Annotated in this window: 12 protein-coding genes; 2 read left to right on the top strand and 10 right to left on the bottom strand. The window is 63.7% G+C overall.

What is annotated here, in order from left to right; genetic code table 11:
- The first annotated feature begins 419 nt into the window (after nucleotides 1–419).
- Nucleotides 420–1,718 (top strand): DUF1479 domain-containing protein, encoded by a 1,299-nt coding sequence (locus JOE31_RS14285; protein ID WP_209745755.1) that lies wholly within the window; start codon nucleotides 420–422, stop codon nucleotides 1,716–1,718.
- 77 nt (nucleotides 1,719–1,795) lie between these two features.
- Here JOE31_RS14285 and JOE31_RS14280 read toward each other — a convergent pair whose 3' ends face one another.
- From JOE31_RS14280 to JOE31_RS14235, 10 genes are all read right to left on the bottom strand, one after another.
- Complete coding sequence (locus tag JOE31_RS14280) at nucleotides 1,796–2,356, bottom strand: heme-degrading domain-containing protein (protein ID WP_209745752.1); 561 nt, start codon at nucleotides 2,354–2,356, stop codon at nucleotides 1,796–1,798.
- A gap of 38 nt (nucleotides 2,357–2,394) precedes the next feature.
- On the bottom strand, nucleotides 2,395–3,417 hold the full coding sequence (locus tag JOE31_RS14275; protein ID WP_209745749.1) for a LacI family DNA-binding transcriptional regulator: 1,023 nt from the start codon (nucleotides 3,415–3,417) through the stop codon (nucleotides 2,395–2,397).
- Between the two features lie 79 nt (nucleotides 3,418–3,496).
- On the bottom strand, nucleotides 3,497–5,113 hold the full coding sequence (locus tag JOE31_RS14270; protein WP_209745746.1) for a GMC oxidoreductase: 1,617 nt from the start codon (nucleotides 5,111–5,113) through the stop codon (nucleotides 3,497–3,499).
- Nucleotides 5,114–5,117: 4 nt separating this feature from the next.
- Nucleotides 5,118–6,332, bottom strand: coding sequence for a glycoside hydrolase family 88 protein (locus JOE31_RS14265; RefSeq protein ID WP_209745743.1), 1,215 nt, complete (start codon nucleotides 6,330–6,332; stop codon nucleotides 5,118–5,120).
- A 27-nt stretch (nucleotides 6,333–6,359) separates the two neighbouring features.
- Nucleotides 6,360–7,877 carry an aldehyde dehydrogenase family protein gene (locus tag JOE31_RS14260; protein WP_209745740.1) on the bottom strand — a complete coding sequence of 506 codons (1,518 nt, stop codon included), beginning with the start codon at nucleotides 7,875–7,877 and terminating at the stop codon, nucleotides 6,360–6,362.
- A gap of 45 nt (nucleotides 7,878–7,922) precedes the next feature.
- Nucleotides 7,923–8,735, bottom strand: coding sequence for an enoyl-CoA hydratase/isomerase family protein (locus JOE31_RS14255; RefSeq protein WP_209745737.1), 813 nt, complete (start codon nucleotides 8,733–8,735; stop codon nucleotides 7,923–7,925).
- Nucleotides 8,732–10,999, bottom strand: a complete 2,268-nt coding sequence (locus tag JOE31_RS14250) for a GMC family oxidoreductase (RefSeq protein WP_209745734.1) — start codon at nucleotides 10,997–10,999, stop codon at nucleotides 8,732–8,734. The genes JOE31_RS14255 and JOE31_RS14250 overlap by 4 nt, the downstream gene beginning before the upstream one ends.
- A 33-nt stretch (nucleotides 11,000–11,032) precedes the next feature.
- Nucleotides 11,033–12,667 (bottom strand): acyl CoA:acetate/3-ketoacid CoA transferase, encoded by a 1,635-nt coding sequence (locus tag JOE31_RS14245; protein WP_209745731.1) that lies wholly within the window; start codon nucleotides 12,665–12,667, stop codon nucleotides 11,033–11,035.
- 17 nt (nucleotides 12,668–12,684) lie between these two features.
- Nucleotides 12,685–13,695 carry a Gfo/Idh/MocA family protein gene (locus tag JOE31_RS14240; protein WP_209745728.1) on the bottom strand — a complete coding sequence of 337 codons (1,011 nt, stop codon included), beginning with the start codon at nucleotides 13,693–13,695 and terminating at the stop codon, nucleotides 12,685–12,687.
- Between the two features lie 11 nt (nucleotides 13,696–13,706).
- Nucleotides 13,707–14,726: a LacI family DNA-binding transcriptional regulator gene (locus tag JOE31_RS14235; protein ID WP_209745726.1), complete on the bottom strand. Its 1,020-nt coding sequence runs from the start codon at nucleotides 14,724–14,726 to the stop codon at nucleotides 13,707–13,709.
- Between the two features lie 271 nt (nucleotides 14,727–14,997).
- Between JOE31_RS14235 and JOE31_RS14230 the strand changes: the two genes are divergently transcribed.
- Nucleotides 14,998–16,287 (top strand): ABC transporter substrate-binding protein, encoded by a 1,290-nt coding sequence (locus JOE31_RS14230; protein WP_209745724.1) that lies wholly within the window; start codon nucleotides 14,998–15,000, stop codon nucleotides 16,285–16,287.
- Nucleotides 16,288–16,311: the final 24 nt, after the last annotated feature.

The following is a 16,311-nucleotide window of genomic DNA, read 5'->3' as shown; positions in this document are numbered from 1 at the left end:
GGAACGCGCAGCGACGAAGGCCGAATCCAATGCCAGGGAAACTGAGTGGCCTCGGTCCGGGTTGATCCCATACAGGGCCGCGACGCCTCCACGCTTTCCTTCCCGGACACCCGTTGAAACAATGACTCCAGCGTCCTCCAGCCGCCGTGCAGCGTCCGAGATCGCGGGCTTTGAGATCCCGGACAATACCGCGATATCCGACCGGGACAAGGGAACGTCCGACTCACTCAAGAGCGCCAGGAACCGGTTTTCAGTGATGGTGGCGAGCAATCCCGGCCGCGGCGATGCTTCTGTTGAGGAAGACATAATTCCCTTTCAGTAAGGAGTCTTTACTCAATCATAGGCGTTGCGCTATTATCGATTCAAGCAGTTCAGTAATGAGTGATTACTGAATCTGAGGAACTACGAGGAGACCACACATGAATGCACCGGAGCAGACAAGCTGGGAGACCCAGCCCGAGGATGTGCCGGCGGCGATCCGGGCAGTGAAGAAAAAACTGCGCGCGCAAATCGGTGACGTTAACGCGCTCTTTGCGACAATCGAAGCCGCCGTCGCGGAAGAAGTTGCCGACATCAAGGCAGCGAAGGCCCGCGGCGAGAACGTATGGCCCATCGTCAACTACACGGACATTGAAGATGGAACCGTGCCACAGCAGACCCTTGACCTGATCCGGCGGCGCGGTTGCGCCGTGGTGCGCGGACAGATCCCGGCACAGACAGCCACGGACTGGGACCAGTCTTTGGTCGACTACGTCGACAGCAACAACTTCGAAGAGAAGTACCGTGGCCCGGCAGACAACTTCTTCGGCAAATTGAAGGCATCAAAACCCGAGATCTATCCGATCTACTGGTCGCCGGCACAGATGGAAGCGCGCCAGCACGAACACACCGCCAAGGTGCAGAGTTTCCTGAACCGGCAGTGGAAGAGCGAGTCCCAGGGAGTGACCTGGTTCGACCCGGACCAGGACACGATGTACCCGGACCGGATCCGCCGCCGTCCGCCGGGAGCGTCCTCGAACGGACTTGGCGCGCACACCGACTCGGGCTCGGTCGAGCGCTGGCTCACCCCGGCCTACCAGAAAGTGTTCTCCTCCCTCTTCCATGGCGACTTCGCCTCCTACGACCCGTGGGACGCTGCCTATAGGACGGAGGTCGATGAATATCCGTCATCGACGATGTGCAGCGTCTTCCGCAGCTTCCAAGGCTGGCTCGCAATGTCCCAGATGCAACACGACCAGGGTGTACTCCACGTAGTGCCCATTCCAGCGGCCATGGCCTACATGCTCATCCGGCCGCTCCTCGACGACGTGCCGGAAGACTCTCTCTGCGGGGCTGAGGCCGGTATGGCCCTGGCAGCAGATGAGCAGTGGCATCCGCTGCTCATGGAGGCAGTCTCCGGCATCCCGGACGTCGAACCCGGGGACTCCGTCTGGTGGCACTCCGACCTCATCCACAGTGTGGAGCCGGTTGAGAACCAGAAGGGCTGGGGTAACGTGATCTACATCCCTGCCGCGCCGATGTGCGCGAAAAACGCCGCTTATGCCGAGAACGTCGCCGAACGCTTCCGCCTCGGCGAAAGCCCCACGGACTTCCCCAAAGAAGACTACGAAACCGACTGGGAAAACCGCTTCAAAGAGGACGACCTCAACGAAATCGGAGCCAGGGGACTCGGGATCACGAGACGCGCGAAGCCGGCGGACAGGGCCGCATCAATCTGACGCGCACCGAATCCGCCATGCACTAGCAGAAGCCCGGACCGCACTGGTCCGGGCTTCTGCTGTGGACGTGAGAAGTCTTAGCGGGGCAATTGTCTGTCATGGAATAGGGTCAGTGCCTCAACCACCAAGTCGTGGTCCGCTTTCTGCGGGAGACCGGAAACCGTCGCCGTTGCCACTGGTCCCGTTCCCTTTACGTAAACGGGGAACGCTCCGCCGTGGGACGCATAACGCGACTGATCAAACCAGTCGTTGTCTTCCATCCTTCCGCCGCTCAGCCGGCCCCGGAGTCCGATGAGGAAGGACGGTACTTCATATCGTTCCGCTGTTCGGCTCTTTCGTTCGATCCAAAGTCCGTTGTCCCGGGTCGCCCCCGGCAATGAAACATGGAAAAGAATATGCTCACCCCTGCGGATGTCGATGGCTATCGGGAGGTTGCGCATGGTTCCCAGCTCCACGAGCAGCATTCCAAGGTCGAGGGCATCGCCGGAACTAAATCCTGGGAACTGAAGTGCCGTTATCTCATTTTCGATCCGGCTTATCAGCGACCGCAGCGACGCTTCTGGTTGGGCGCCCCGACAGTCAGGGTCGAATTCGTCCGTTTCCACGGGTAGATCGGGCCTAGGTTGTTGGTGAACCATTAGCGCAACTTTCTGTTTTGAAGGAGGCCGTCCCGGAATCATGTCCTGGGACGCCATGTCACTGTGGACGAGCGGATTTTGAGTTGTGGCTGGATGAGGCTTAGTTGTGCGGGAATGTCGGCATTGCCGTCAGTGAGGCGCTTCAGGAGCAGCTCGGTGCCTTTCGCTCCAACCTGCTGCGGGAAGCCCGCGACCGATGTCATAGGGGGGACCTGCCCTGCGGCAATGCGGGTGTCGTCGAAGGAAGCGACAGCAATATCCCGCCCGGGTTCGAGTCCCCGTCGGCGCAATTCCTCGTAGACACCCTGAGAAATAATGTCGCTATAAGCGACAACCGCATCAGGCAACCGGCCCTGGTCAAAGAGCCTGCCAAGTGCCGCGGCACCACCTTCAGGGCTGATCGCCCCGCGAAGCTCTTCCGTGCTCCATACTTGGCAGTCCTTGGCCTCCAAAGATGCACGAAGGCCTTTCTCCCGTTCCGCCAGTGAAGGTGCTGGCCGGCCGCCGACCAGGGCCACGGTCCTGCAACCCAGGGTGGCGAGATGGTCTCCGAGCAGCGATGCGCCGTTGATGTTATCGCTGCCCACGTAGTCGAATCCGGGAAAACGGCGTGCGAGCAACACCAGTGGGACGCGGGCTGCCCCAACCTGTTTCGCGAGCTTTTCAGGGTCGGTGTCCGGTGCAGGCAGGAGCAAGAGCCCGTCGACCTGGCGTTCGATCATGGAGGCGATGATTTCAGTCTGGCGGTCCGCAAGGTCGCGGCTGTAGCCGATGAAAATGGTGTATCCGGCTTCGTGGGTGATCTGGTCGACAGCCATTGCCAGCTCGGCGAAGTACGGGTTGATGATTTCGGTGACGATTAGCCCGATAGTCATGGAACGGCTCTGCCGGAGGTTGGCGGCCTGCCGGTTGTACACGTAGCCCAGCTCGTTCATGGCTTCCCGTACCTTGACCGCGGTGGACTCCGGGATGCGGGAGCTACCACGAACGACGAGGGAAGCCGTTGAACGGGAGACGCCGGCAGCCTTGCTCACGTCTTCGAGGGTGATTCGCGGGGCCATGCTGTATATTCCTGCCGATGGGGGGGATGGACGGGGAGCTGCACGCTCCCCGCCTGCCGACTTTACCAATGTGAACGGCTTAACTCTCGCTCCCATCCCTGTCAGCGGAGTGGGCCTGGGCCGGCGTCTTCCCCCCGGCCAGGATGGCGTCTGCCACCCGTAGGGCGTTGGCTGCGATGGTCAGCGCCGGATTGAGGGCGGCCGAGGACGGGAAGAAGGACCCATCTACGACCCAAAGATTGTTTAGGTCGTGGGCGCGGCAGTCCGGGGTGAGGACGCTGGTTCCCGGATCGTGTCCTGCCACGGCTGTTCCACATTGGTGGGAGTTGGTTTCGATGCCCATGCGCTCGGTAAAGATGACCGGATACCCTGCCCTCCGCACGGTCCGGCTGATCCGGCGGACCAGTTCCTTGTGGGGCTCGAGATTATTTGGCTCCCACCAGACGTGGATTTTGCCGTTGACGACGCTGACGCCATTGCTCTGCCGCGGCAAGTCTTCTGTGGTGAGGTAGATGTCGATACTGCGGTCCGACATCGCTTTCAGGATGGGGTTCGGCGCCCAGCTGCGCGCCATCTTGAGCATGCTGGTGCGCAGCTTGCCCAGCATCTGCAGGTTTCCGAGCGGGTATTGGTTGGTTGGTCCGGCTTCGTACCAGTCGTTCAGTCCGAGAGTCTTCTGCCACAGCGTCCTGTTGACCTTGAACGGGTTGATTCCGATGAAGAAGGTGCTGTTATGGACCATATAGTTCCGGCCGACGAGTCCGGAGGAGTTTGCCAGGCCGCGGGGAAACTCCGGAGTGGCCGAACTCAGCAACAGCGCTGCCGAGTTCACTGCACCGGCGGCAAGGATGAACTTGTCAGCTTCGATGCGGATGATCCGGTCATCTCTTTCGGCCAGAACCGCCACGATGCTGCGCCCATCCGGTCCCGGAATGAGTCGGGTCACTTTAGTGTCCGTCATCAGTGTGGCGTTGGCTTCGAGAGCCGGGTTGATGGCGACCTTTTCGGCGTCGGACTTCAGCCCGGCTTCGTTCGGGGCGCCGTCGCTGGTGGCACAGAGGGCTCGCTTCTCGGGTGTGTCTGCATCCAGGCCGTTGGCCATCCGGAACGGGTGCAGCCCCTGCCTTCGGAAGGAGTCGGCGAGGTCCTGGATGGCCGGTTCATGGTCCAACGCCGGGAAGGGGTAGGCCTTGGAATGGAACGGCTCGGTGGGGTCTTCGCCGATCTGTCCGTGCACCTGAAACAGCTCTTCGGCACGCGTGTAGTACGGTTCGAGGTCCTCGTAGCTGAAAGGCCACGCCGGCGACGTTCCGTCGTGGTGCTGCGTTTCCTGGAAGTCGCTGGCGCGAAAGCGCGGCAGGCAGGCGCCATAGACCTTGGTGCAGCCACCTACCCAGTAGTAAACGCCGGGTTTGAACGCCTTGCCGCTGCGGCCGTTGATCCACGTGTCGGCATTCTTGTACCGGCCCTTGAGGTAGACCTCGTCCAGGTCCGAATTCTGTGGTTCCGCCGGGAGGCGGTGGCCGCGTTCGATGACTAGGACCTTGGCAGTGGAGTCCTTGAGTGCATACGCCATGGTGCCGCCGCCCATGCCTGATCCGATGATGGCGATGTCGGTCCGGATCACCTCATCCGTGACAGCGACCTTTACAGGGGCACCCGGCAGAGGCGCTTCGTCGATGGTTTCCCAGGACATGAGGTCACCGGGCCCGCTGGACTTCGGCGTACTGCTGGATCTGGTCCACTGTGTCCAGGAACCAGTAGTCGCCCCACATGACCGATTCATCCACGCCCAGGTCCTTGCCTTCGTGGTAGCTCCCGTGCTTCAGCACACCTTCCCAGTCCTCATCCGGCCCGGCCAGGAAGTCGTCCTCGGTCAGGCGCCGCAGGATGTTCACCGCGTAATCTGCGTAGGTCTGGGCTTTGGTGCGGTCCTGGACCAGGCCGGCGAGCTGCCAGAAGCCGCCTGCTGCCGCGGCAGCTGCGGATGTTTCGTGGGGGCGGACGGGGTTTGGTTCTTCCCAGTCGTTGGGCGGAACGAGGCGGTCGCCGGTCTTTTCGAGGTAGAAGTCGGCGGCGGCGATGGCGGTTTCGAGGAACCGCCGCTCGCCGGTGAACCGGTAGACGGTGCCGAAACCGTAGAGGGCCCATGCCTGTCCTCGTGCCCAGGAACCGTCGTCGGAGAAGCCTTGCTGCGTGGTCTGCTTGAGGAAGGCGCCGGTTTCGAGGTCGAACATGCCTTCGTGGGAGGCCGAGCCGTCGCCGCGCATGAGGAACCGGCGGGTGGTCAGGCAGTGGTCCACGGCTTTGCGGGCCATGTCGTTGTCGCCGGTCTGCTGCGCGGCGTAGAGGGCCATGTGGATGTTCATCATGATGTCGATGAACAGGCTGTCGGGCTGCCGGAAGCTGGGCATGTAGCGGCCGGCTTCCCGGTAGCGGCTCGCGGTGGTCCGTCCGGCCTCGATGACGACGTCGCGCTTGGTTGTATCGCCCGTTGCTTCGAACCAGCGCCGGTAGGTGGACCAGAACAGGAAGCCCAGGTCGTGGACCGTGTCGTCGCTCTTGCGTTCTTCGATAAGCTCGGAGTAATGCTCGGCCGCGCTGCGGAAGCGGGCGCGATCAGCCTCGTCGGCCCGGCGGGAAAGCATCCAGAGCTGACCCCCAAGGAAGCCTTCGCACCAGTTGGTCCAGGCTTCGCCGTCGACCACCCATTTGCCTTCTTCGGTGTAGAGCGGGAACCGGTCCGGGTGTCTGGTGATCAGTCCGTTTAGTTTCGTCGAGGCGGTTTTCCATGCCTTGGCGGCGGCCTCGGTGAACTCTGCGGGGACTTCGTAGCCTGTTGGCAGCGTAAGCGGCAGCATCGTGGGCAGCACGGCGCGTGCGTGTGTCGGGGCGGAGGTTGCGGTGGCAGTCATGTTGGTTCCTTCAAGGGTTTTGGGGTCTTAGCGGCGGGATGCGTCGGGGGCGTCGACCCAGCGGTTTTCGCGGACGCCGACCTGAAGCTGGATGGTCTTGAGTTCGCTGAACTCTGCCAGGGCCTGGCGGCCGAGTTCGCGGCCGATGCCGCTGTGGCCGTACCCGCCGAACGGAACTTCGGGGTACCCGTCCATCCAGCGGTTAACCCAGACGGTCCCGGCGCGCAGGTCGCGGGCGGCGGTGAGGGCTTCGTTGATGTCGTTGCTCCAGATCCCGGCGGACAGGCCGAAGGAAGTGGAGTTGGCTATCCCGATGGCCTCCTCCAGCGTGTCGAAGGGCAACACGGACAGGACCGGTCCGAAGATCTCGTCCGTGGCGATGGACATACCTGCCGTGACGTCGGTGAAGACGGTGGGCTGGAAGAACCGCCCGTTCAGCCCGGTATCGAGCCGGCCGCCGCCGGTGAGCAGGTGCGCACCTGCCTCGCGGCCTTCGGCCACGTAGCGTTCGACGACGGCGAGCTGGGCGTCGTTGACAAGGGACCCGACGAGGGTATCGGCCTTGAGCGGGTCACCGACGCGCATGTGCTTGGCCCGCTCGACGACGGCGGAGGCGAATTCGTCGGCGATGGAGCGGTGCACGATGAGGCGGCTGCCGGAGTTGCAGCACTGCCCGACGTTGAAGTATCCGCCGAAGACGCCGGCGTCGACCGCGGCAGTGAAGTCGGCGTGTGCGGTGATGATTTGCGGGTTTTTCCCGCCGAGTTCGAGTTCGACCTTTTTCAGGTCCCGGCCGGCGGCGGAGGCGATGCCCTTGCCCACGCCGGTGGAGCCGGTGAAGCTGATCATGTCGATGCCCGGGTGCTCCGCGATGGCGGCGCCAACGACCCGGTCGCCGGTGACGATGTTGACGACGCCGGCGGGGAAGCCCGCTTCGCGGATGAGCTGGCCCAGCATGACAGTGGTCGCTGATGTGCTTTCACTGGGTTTGATCACGGCGCTGTTGCCTGCGGCCAAGGCGAACGGCAGCTTCTGGCTGATGATCAGCAGTGGGAAGTTCCAGGGCGTGATCATGCCGATGACGCCGATGGGTTCGTGGATCACCATGGCCAGGGTGTCGCGTCCGAGGGCGTTGTGGGCGTCGCCCTGGGTGTTGCGGGCCAGGCTGGCCGCGTATTCCCATAGCTCGGCGGTGCCGGCGACTTCGTTGCGGGACTGGGTGATGGGTTTGCCGGTTTCGAGGGTTTCGGCCAGTGCCAGTGCCTCGCCGTCGCGGCGGACGAGGTCGGCGACTTTCAGGAGCAGCTTGGACCGTTCGGATCCCGTGGACTGGCGCCACCCGCGGTCGAGGGCGTTTCGGGCGGCGGTGACGGCACGGTCCACGTCCTCCTGGCCGCCGTGCGGGAAGGAGGTGACCTCCACTTCGTGGGCCGGGCTGAGCCGGGTGAAGGTTTGGCCGCTTTGCGCCTGGGTGTCCTCGCCGTCGATGATCATCGGGCGGTAGGTGGGCTCGACGTCGTCGAGCGTGTAGCTCTTGGTTTCCATGTCAGGTGTCCTTAAAAAAATATGTGTGAGGCCGGCTGGTCGGTGTCAGTTGTCCGTGAAGAGCGCGGGGCGCTTTTCGCGGAAGGCGGCGACGCCCTCGGTAAGGTCGTCGGTGGCGGCGGCGAGGCCGCCGGCCAGGGCTTCGAGTACCCGGGACGGCGCGCCGTCGGCGGCTGCGTCGATGAGCTGCTTGCCCAGCTGGACCGCCAGCGGCGCCCCCGCCAGCAGGTCGGCGCTGAGCCGTGCCACCGCGTCTTCCAGTTCGTCCTTGGGGGCGACGGCCGTGGCCAGCCCCCAGGCGAGGGCTTCCTCGCCGGTGAGCTGCCGCCGGGTCAGGACGAGTTCCTTGGCCCGCGCCCGTCCGACGAGTTCGGTGGCCCGTTCGGTGCCGCCCCAGCCGGGAACGGTGCCGAGGCCGGTTTCGGGCAGGGCCACCCTGGCTTCGGAGGCGATGACACGGAAGTCGCAGGCCAGGGCGAGTTCCAGCCCGCCACCGAAAGCAAGTCCGTCGACGACGGCGATGCTGGGCTGGCGCAGGCCGGCGAGGGCATCGAACGCACGGTGGCCCGTGGCGATCCAGTCCCGCCACATCCCGGCAGCGGACAGGTCGGCGAAATGGTTGATGTCGGCTCCGACGCAGAAAACCTTCACGCCTCCGGTGCGGATGACGACCAGCCGGGCCGCCGAGGCGGCAACTTCCCGGGCTGCCGCGGCCAGGTTCTCGAGGAGTCCAAGGGTCAGGGCGTTTAGTTTGGCTGACCTGTCGATCAGGATGGTCGCGGTGTGGCCGTCGGCGGAGTAGTCGACAGTGACCTGTCCGGTGGCTTCCGTGACGACGGGTGTCGTTTCGGTGCTCATGGCTGTTCCTTCCTCAGACCGCCGAGCTCGCCGGCGAGGTGTTCGGCGGCGCGCATGACGATCGCCCAGATGGTCAGGGTGGGATTGATACCGGGGCAGCTGGGGAATGCGGCGCCCGAGTACATGTACAGGTTGCGGGTGTCGTGGACCGCGAGGTGTTCGTCGAGAACAGCGCCGGCCGGGTCGTGGCCGAAGCGTGCCCCGCCGAGGTCGTGGCTGGAACCTACGCCGGTGAAGTACGGGCCCTGCCAGGTCTTTGTGGCGCCCATGTCTTTCAGCAGGCCTGTTGCCTTGTCCGCCATCCACGACGCCAGGCGCCGCTCGTTGTCCCGAAGCCGGTAGGTCACCCGGACCAGCGGCATGCCCAGGCCCGAGGAGTCGCGGTGCCGGGGGTCGATCTCGAGCCGGTGCGAGGCGTAGGGCAGGGCGTCGGGCTGGATCCGGATGACGCCCTGCTGGGACCAGAGCTTCAAGTGGTCGCGGTAGCCGGCGCCCCAGCGGCGGACGTCCCCGGGCAGCGTTTCGCGGGCGATCTGCAGCGGCAGTGCCTGCTGTTCCGCGCCGAGGGTCGCGCCGCCGATAAAGCCGTGGTCCAGCGACCGGAACTCCGGGGAGAGGAAGTCATCGAGAACGACGCCCTGCGCTGCGGGGCCGGTGTGCCGGTTGAATTCGGTGCCGGGGAACAGCGCGTCGACGTGCCCGAACATCTTGGTCATGTAGTGCAGGCCCAGCTGGCCGGTGTTGTTGCCCAGACCGTTCTCGTGCCTTGAGTCTGACGAGAGGTACATCAGGCGCAGGTTCTCATACGTATAGGCCGACAGGATGACGGCGCGGGCGTACTGGCGCCGGACCCGGCCCAGGGGATCGATCCATTCAACGCCACGGGCGGCGCCGGCGTCATCCATGATGATCCGGGTGACGCGGGAGTGGGTGCGCAGTTCAAACTTCCCGGTTTCGATGGCCGCGGGAACGGGGCCCAGGCCCGGGTGCCAGCGGTCTCCCCGGAAGGAGCCGAGGCCGTTGTTCCAGGCGCTGTAGCCGGTGGCGGGACGGCCGCCATAGGACTCTGTGGTAAATCCGACGGGAACGGGATGTGGGTGCAGCCCGGCGGCCTTGGCCGTCTCGGTGAATTTGTTGCCCAGGATGAACGGACGGGTGGCCGGCAGCGGCAGCGGCTTGCTGCGTGTGACGAACGGGTTGGACTCATCGCCGGCGATGCCGATCAGGTGCTCGAGCTTGGTGTAAAACGGCTCGAGGTCCTCGTAGGTGACGGGCCAGTCCGCCAGCGTGCAGTCCTCCGGCAGTGCACCGGTGCCGTAGAGGCCGTCGTAGTGGCTCTTGGGGGCGAACTGCCAGGGGTGGAAGCGGCGGAGCCAGGAGCCGTAGTGTCCAGCGGAACCACCAACGCCATTGACCATGCGGCCCAGCGAAAATGTTGCCTCGCGGCTGTCCTCTTCGTCCGCGGTTTCGCGCCAGCGCGGGGTTTCCTGTTGGAATTTCGGACCCAGGCCGCCGCGGGTGTAGTAAGCGTGCTCGAGTTCGTCGGGGAGGAACTCATCGAGCGGCCGGAAGGGGCCAGCTTCGATGCCGACGACGCTCAGGCCGGCTTCGGCGAAGACCTGGGCGCTGAGTCCCCCCATGGCGCCCACGCCGACGAGCAGGACGTCCACTTCATCGGTCATTCGGGGGTTGACGGCGTTTTCGTAGCCGAGCTGCTTGAGCCGGTGGCCCTCGGTGTCGCGCGGGATTTCCCGCATCGCGTCAGCAAGGGTCTTGATGACCCCGTCCTTGTTGACGTGGTCGATGCTGAGGTTTTCCTCCGCTGAGTTTTCCAGCCAAACGCCGGGGTGCTTGAGGAACTTCCAGCCAACGGCATCCTTGTTGCCGCCGTGGGCCGGGTCCGCGAAGAGACCCTCCTGCAGGTGCGCGATGACCAGACCGAAGAGATCCCGCTGTTCCTTCACCGGCAGCTGGTCGGTCAGTTCGCCCTGTTCGAGCAGGACCAGTACATCGGTGCGTTCGTCCAGGGTGAGGGCGGCGAAGTTCCTGCCGTGCTTGTCCTCCGCGTAGCGGTCCAGGGCGCCGAAGAGCCACTGGTAGCGGGGGAGGTCCTTGCGCCCGTAGCCTTCCAGCGTCAGGTCCAGGTAATCGGTGACACCGGCTTCGCGGACGTCGGGGCTGTCGCCGTCAGAGGGGAACATCGCCTCGAACAATGCATCGGCGAGTTCGGTCTCGTAGGGCGTCAGGATGCGGTGGCTTCTCATTGCAGGGGTCCTTTCAGGCGTTTCGGCCGCGCTTCAGTGCGCGGCCAGTGAAGGGTTGCGCTGTTCTATCCGCTCGTGCAGCGGCAGCGTCGGAAGGTGCAGGCCGACGGGGGCGTCGGCGAACAGGGCGAGGTCCATGGTGCGGAGGTCCTCGGAGACGATCAGCGGGAATTCGCAGCGGTCCAGGATGTCTTTTTGCAGGTCGACCCCGGGGGCAACTTCGGTGACGACGAGGCCCTCAACCGTCAATTCCAGCACCGCGCGTTCGGTGATGTACTTGACCTTTTGTCCGTTGGCGAGGGCCCTCGGTCCGGAGAAGGTGACCGCTGAAACATCGTTGACGAGCTTGGTGAAGGGACCGTCGGAGCGGATGTCGAGCCCGTTCCCGCCGGCAGCTATGTCCCGGCGTCCGGCGGTGAAGGCGCCCATGAAGATGATCTCCGGGGCGGAGGAGGTGATGTCGGCGAATCCGCCGACGCCCGCGGTCACGTGGCGCTTTTTGGGCAGGTGGTGGACGTTGACGTTGCCGTGCCGGTCGATTTCCAGGAAGGAAAGCAGAGATCGGTTGAATCCGCCGCCCTGCAGGAGGGTGAACTGGTCAATGCTGGGCATGATGGCGTCGGGGTTCTGGGCGCAGCCGAACGCGAAGTCCAGCAGGGGGATGCCGCCGACGGCGCCCTGTTCGATGACCCAGCTGACTTCTCGTCCTTGGTTTTCTTCGACCAGTACGTGGGGGACGAGGGCCGAGACCCCGAAGCCGAGGTTGACGATTTCGCCGGCTTTGAGTTCCTGGGCGGCGCGGCGGGCGGTGATTTTCTCCAAAGAGAAGCCGATGTGGGGGAGCGAGCTAAGGGGGCGGCGCAGCTGACCGGAGATTGCGGGGTCGTTGGGGGTCAGGGTGGTTTGCAGCTGGTCTTCGGCGATGACGATGGCGTCGACGAGGATGCCGGGGACCTTCACGTGCTGCGGGTGGAGGCTTCCGGCCTCGGCCAGGCGCTTGACTTGGGCGATGACGATGCCGCCGTTGTTGTGCGCGGCGTAGGCCAGGTCCAGGGCTCCGAGGGGGGATCCTTCGTCCTCGAAGGTCAGGTTGCCGTATTCGTCGGCGGTGGTCGCCCGGATGATGGCGACATTGGGGATCACTGAGGGAAAGAACAGCCATTCATTGCCGGCCAGGGTGGCCGTTTCCACGTGGCTTGCGGGGGTGCTGGCGTTCATCCGCCCGCCCTGGAGGCGGGGATCGATGAAAGTGTCCAGGCCCACCTTGGTGAAGACGCCCGGCTGCTTCGCCGCCGCGGTGCGGTGCATCTGGTAGATGACGCCAGACGGGAAGTTGTAGGCCTCCACTTCGTCGCGCTCGATCATCTGCCAGATCAGCGGCGGCTCCGCGCTGGAGGGGCCGGAGGGGTAGGACCCTGCGATGACCTTGCGCAGCAGCCCCGGCCGGGCGATGTGGTCGATGCCCTTGACTCCGTACATGTCGCCGGCGGCGATCGGGTGCACGGACGTCAGGTTGACCGGGTGCGAGGTTTCTTCGAACCGTTGGCCGATGCCGGCCAGGACGCTGTCGGGGCAGCCCAGGGCGCTGGAGGAGCTGACGGTGATGACGTCGTCGTCATTGATGAGGTCCGCTGCTTCGCGGGCCGTAAGGATCTGTACCTTCTGCATGATGTTCTTTCTGCCTGTTAATTGATCTGGACGGTGTGTCCGGAGTTTGCGGATTCCTGTGCGGCGAGGGCGACTTTGAGGGCCATCAGGCCGTCCCGTCCTGTCGCCGTGGGGACCCCCGTGCCGTCGACGGCGGCGGTGAAGGCGCGCAGGCCGATGACGTAGAGGTCTTCTGAGCAGTCGACGTCGACCGTCTGGCTGCCCGAGGCGGTGGTGAGGATGACCTGGCCCTCCGTGTCCTGGGTCATGGCGTCGGTGACCCGGATAGTGCCTTCTGTGCCATGAACTTCCAAGGAGGTCTGTGCGTAGCCGACCGTGAAGGAATCATGGGTCTGTGCAAGGACCGGCGGTGCACCGTTCCTCTCGTAGCGGATGACTGTCATGGCCGCGTCCGCCTGGCCCCCGGTGTTCCATTCGGCCTGCCGGACCGCCATGGCGGTGACTGCCACAGGGGTGCCCAGCAGCGGGTTCAGGACCGACGCGTCGTGGCAAGTGATGTCCAGGACCACTCCGCTTCCAGGGGTGCTTTGGCCAAGCCGCCAGCCGCGGAGCCTTTCCGGCAGGAGCACTGCGTGGGCGACTTTCGCGGAAAGGACCGTTCCGATGAGGCCGTCGTTGACGAGTTCCCGGACTTTGGCGTGCAGGGGACTGCCGGGAAGGTGATGGTTCGCGGCGAGAACCAGTCCCTGCTGGTCTGCGAGCTCCACCATCGCTGCCGCCTCTCCTGCGTCCAAGGCAAGTGGCTTTTCGCAAAGGACGTGCTTGCCGGCTTTGAGGGCACGGCATGCCTGGTCAAAGTGCAGGGCGTTCGTGGAGGAGATGTAGACGGCGTCGATGTCCCAGCCCAGCAGCTCGTCAAGGTCCGTGGTGAAGCGAGCCAGTCCGTGGCTCGCGGCGAATTCACTGGCCCGATCCGACGATCCGCTGAAGACGCCGGTGACAGTACCCCCGCTGTTGCGAATGGCCTCGATCACGCGGGTTGCTGCGATGTCGCTGGCGCCTATCAGGCCCCATTTCAGTGATGGCATTGGTTCTACTCCTAGGTTCTGGGCCGCCAGTGGGCGGTGGATGCTCGGACTTTCAGGGTCGGCTCGATGAGATAGCGCTGAGGAGCCGACGCGGAGTCGCGGATGCGGTTCAGCAGGATCTCTCCTGCCTTTTTGCCGATGAGTTCCGGGTAGGTCGATACCGAGGTCAGCGGCGGCAGCAGCAGCTCGGCCATGGCAATGTCGTCGAAGCTGGCGACGGAGACATCGCGGCCAGGTTCCAGGTTCCGCCGACGCAATTCGGCGTAGATGCCAAGGGCGACCGCATCACTGTAGGCGATGATGGCGTCCGGCCAGATCCCCTGGTCGAGGATGCGGGCCACGCCTTCGGATCCGCCGGCTGCATTATTCGTCGTCGCGGCCGACTGGGAAGTATCGAAGGTCACCCCGCTTCCCGTAAACCCGGTTTCCAGACCCTTGATCCGTTCAGTCCGGGCCGAAGAATATTCCGGGCCTCCGACGAGTACAGCGGATGTTGCCCCGAGAGAAGACAGGTGGCGGGCCAGCTTCAGACCAGCCGCGATATTGTTCGGTCCGACGTAATCGAGCTCGTTTGAGAAGTATCGGGCCAGCTGCACAACGGGGACGGAGGAACGGTCAACGATGCCGCAAATCGGTTTCAATTCAGACCCTGTGGCCGGCAGCAGAAAAATACCGTCGACTTGTTGCTGCACCATGGTCTCCAGCTGTAGGTATTGCCGCTCCACATCGTCCCTGCTGTACCCGACGAAGAGGGTGTAGCCGGCGTCGTGCGCCGCCTCCTCAATGGTCATGGTCAGGCCCGCGAAATAGGGGTTACGGATGTCCGTCACGATCAATCCCAGAGTCATCGATTCACTGCCCCGCATGTTCGCGGCATGTCGGTTGTAGACATAGCCGAGCTCAGCCATGGCCAGCCGGACACGGTCCGACGTTGCCTCCGGAATCCGCGAACTTCCCCTTAGGACGAGTGAAGCGGTAGATCGCGAGACTCCAGCTACGCGGCTGACGTCATCCAAGGTCACTTTTTTCACGATTCTGCTCCACCTCCTTCGGGAACGATGAACTATTTCTATCATGTTTCGTGTCAGCAAGGTAGAGCGATCTACAAGAATTTTCCCTTTAGAAACCTCCGATTTTCGGCTATTCCGGAGCCCCGGCCGCAATGTGGGGTTATTTCAAAGTAGACCGACACCTCAAGTGGAAAAAAGTATTGCATCGATCTACTTAACTATGTAATCTGAACCACAACGCAGGCTTCAGCCGGGCCTTATCCGGCGTCTGACAACCCGAAGGAGAGTAGTCATGCGTGCATCAAATAAGCTCAGGACTTCATTGGCCATCACGGCAGCAGCAAGCCTCATCGCAGTGACCGGATGTTCCGCCAACCAGCCCGCTGGAAGCTCCACTGGCGGCACCGACAAACTGGAAATCACATCGTGGTGGACCTCCGGTTCGGAAGCCGACGCACTCAACGTGCTGATCGACGGCGTCAAGCAGTCCAAGGCAGGACTGTCTGTTGACAACGCCGCGGTCTCCGGCGGCGGCGGAGCAAACGCCCGCCAAGCCCTGGCTGCCAGGCTTCAAGCGGGCAGCCCCCCGGATTCCTGGCAGCTGCACCCGGCAGGACAGCTGAAAAGCTACGTGGATGGCGGCCAGGTCGCCGACCTGACCGAGCTGTGGACCCAGAACGACTGGGCATCCAAGCTCCCTAAAGACGTGGCCGAAGCCCAGCAGGTCGACGGCAAGTACTACACCGTTCCCATCGGCGTCCACCGCGGCAACGTCCTGTGGACCAACCCCGCCGTACTCTCCAAGGCCAACGTCAAAATCAACCCCACGGGCACGGTAGATGAACTGATCGCCAGCCTGAAGCAGGTCCAGGCGACGGGGACCACCCCGGTATGCCTCGGTGACAAGGACATCTTCGCCTCAGCAGAGCTGCTGGAATCAATCATCATGTCCAGGACCGGCGCCGATAACTGGAAGAAGCTGTTCACCAACGAATACTCCTTCGACGCCCCCGAGGTGAAGCAGGCCCTGGAGGATTACAAGACCATCCTCTCCCTCTCCAACAAGGACCACTCAGCCATTACGTGGGATGAGGCGGTGAAGAAAATGGCAAACGGCACTTGCGCAGTAAGCCTGATGGGGGACTGGGCCTACGGCGAGCTGCTCAATGCCAAAAAGACACCGGGCACAGACTTTGCCTGGGTGACGTTCCCCGGCAAAGAGGACATCTTTGACTACGTCGGCGACGGCTTCTCCATCCCGGCAAAGAACATTCCGCATGCCGATGCGGCCAATGCCTGGCTGAAGACCCTGATGGACCCGAAGATCCAGACGGAATTCGCCGCGAAGAAGGGTTCCATTCCGGCAGTCACCAACGCGGACATCTCCAGCCTCTCGGAATACCAGCAGGAGGCTGCCAAGAGCTTCGCCTCCGCCAAGGTTGTTTCGTCCCTCGCCCACGGCCAGGTCACGACAGCCGAATTCGCCCAGACTTACGCCGACGCCGTTTCTACCTTCAACGGCAGCGGCAACGTGGCCGCCTTCACCGCCAGCATGACGCAGGCGCAGAAGACCCAGCTGTAGCAGCCGGTCAGCCAACCAAGTCGC

This window comes from Arthrobacter sp. PvP023 (genome assembly GCF_017832975.1).
Taxonomy (GTDB): Bacteria; Actinomycetota; Actinomycetes; order Actinomycetales; family Micrococcaceae; genus Arthrobacter.
The sequence above is the reverse complement of the archived record's forward strand: the minus strand, read 5'-3'. Positions and strand labels throughout refer to the sequence as shown.

Coding starts and splice junctions, on each gene's coding strand:
- JOE31_RS14285 (WP_209745755.1), top strand. CDS start 420: ATGAATGCACCGGAGCAGACAAGCTGGGAGACCCAGCCCGAGGATGTG.
- JOE31_RS14280 (WP_209745752.1), bottom strand. CDS start 2,356: ATGGTTCACCAACAACCTAGGCCCGATCTACCCGTGGAAACGGACGAA.
- JOE31_RS14275 (WP_209745749.1), bottom strand. CDS start 3,417: ATGGCCCCGCGAATCACCCTCGAAGACGTGAGCAAGGCTGCCGGCGTC.
- JOE31_RS14270 (WP_209745746.1), bottom strand. CDS start 5,113: ATGTCCTGGGAAACCATCGACGAAGCGCCTCTGCCGGGTGCCCCTGTA.
- JOE31_RS14265 (WP_209745743.1), bottom strand. CDS start 6,332: ATGACTGCCACCGCAACCTCCGCCCCGACACACGCACGCGCCGTGCTG.
- JOE31_RS14260 (WP_209745740.1), bottom strand. CDS start 7,877: ATGGAAACCAAGAGCTACACGCTCGACGACGTCGAGCCCACCTACCGC.
- JOE31_RS14255 (WP_209745737.1), bottom strand. CDS start 8,735: ATGAGCACCGAAACGACACCCGTCGTCACGGAAGCCACCGGACAGGTC.
- JOE31_RS14250 (WP_209745734.1), bottom strand. CDS start 10,999: ATGAGAAGCCACCGCATCCTGACGCCCTACGAGACCGAACTCGCCGAT.
- JOE31_RS14245 (WP_209745731.1), bottom strand. CDS start 12,667: ATGCAGAAGGTACAGATCCTTACGGCCCGCGAAGCAGCGGACCTCATC.
- JOE31_RS14240 (WP_209745728.1), bottom strand. CDS start 13,695: ATGCCATCACTGAAATGGGGCCTGATAGGCGCCAGCGACATCGCAGCA.
- JOE31_RS14230 (WP_209745724.1), top strand. CDS start 14,998: ATGCGTGCATCAAATAAGCTCAGGACTTCATTGGCCATCACGGCAGCA.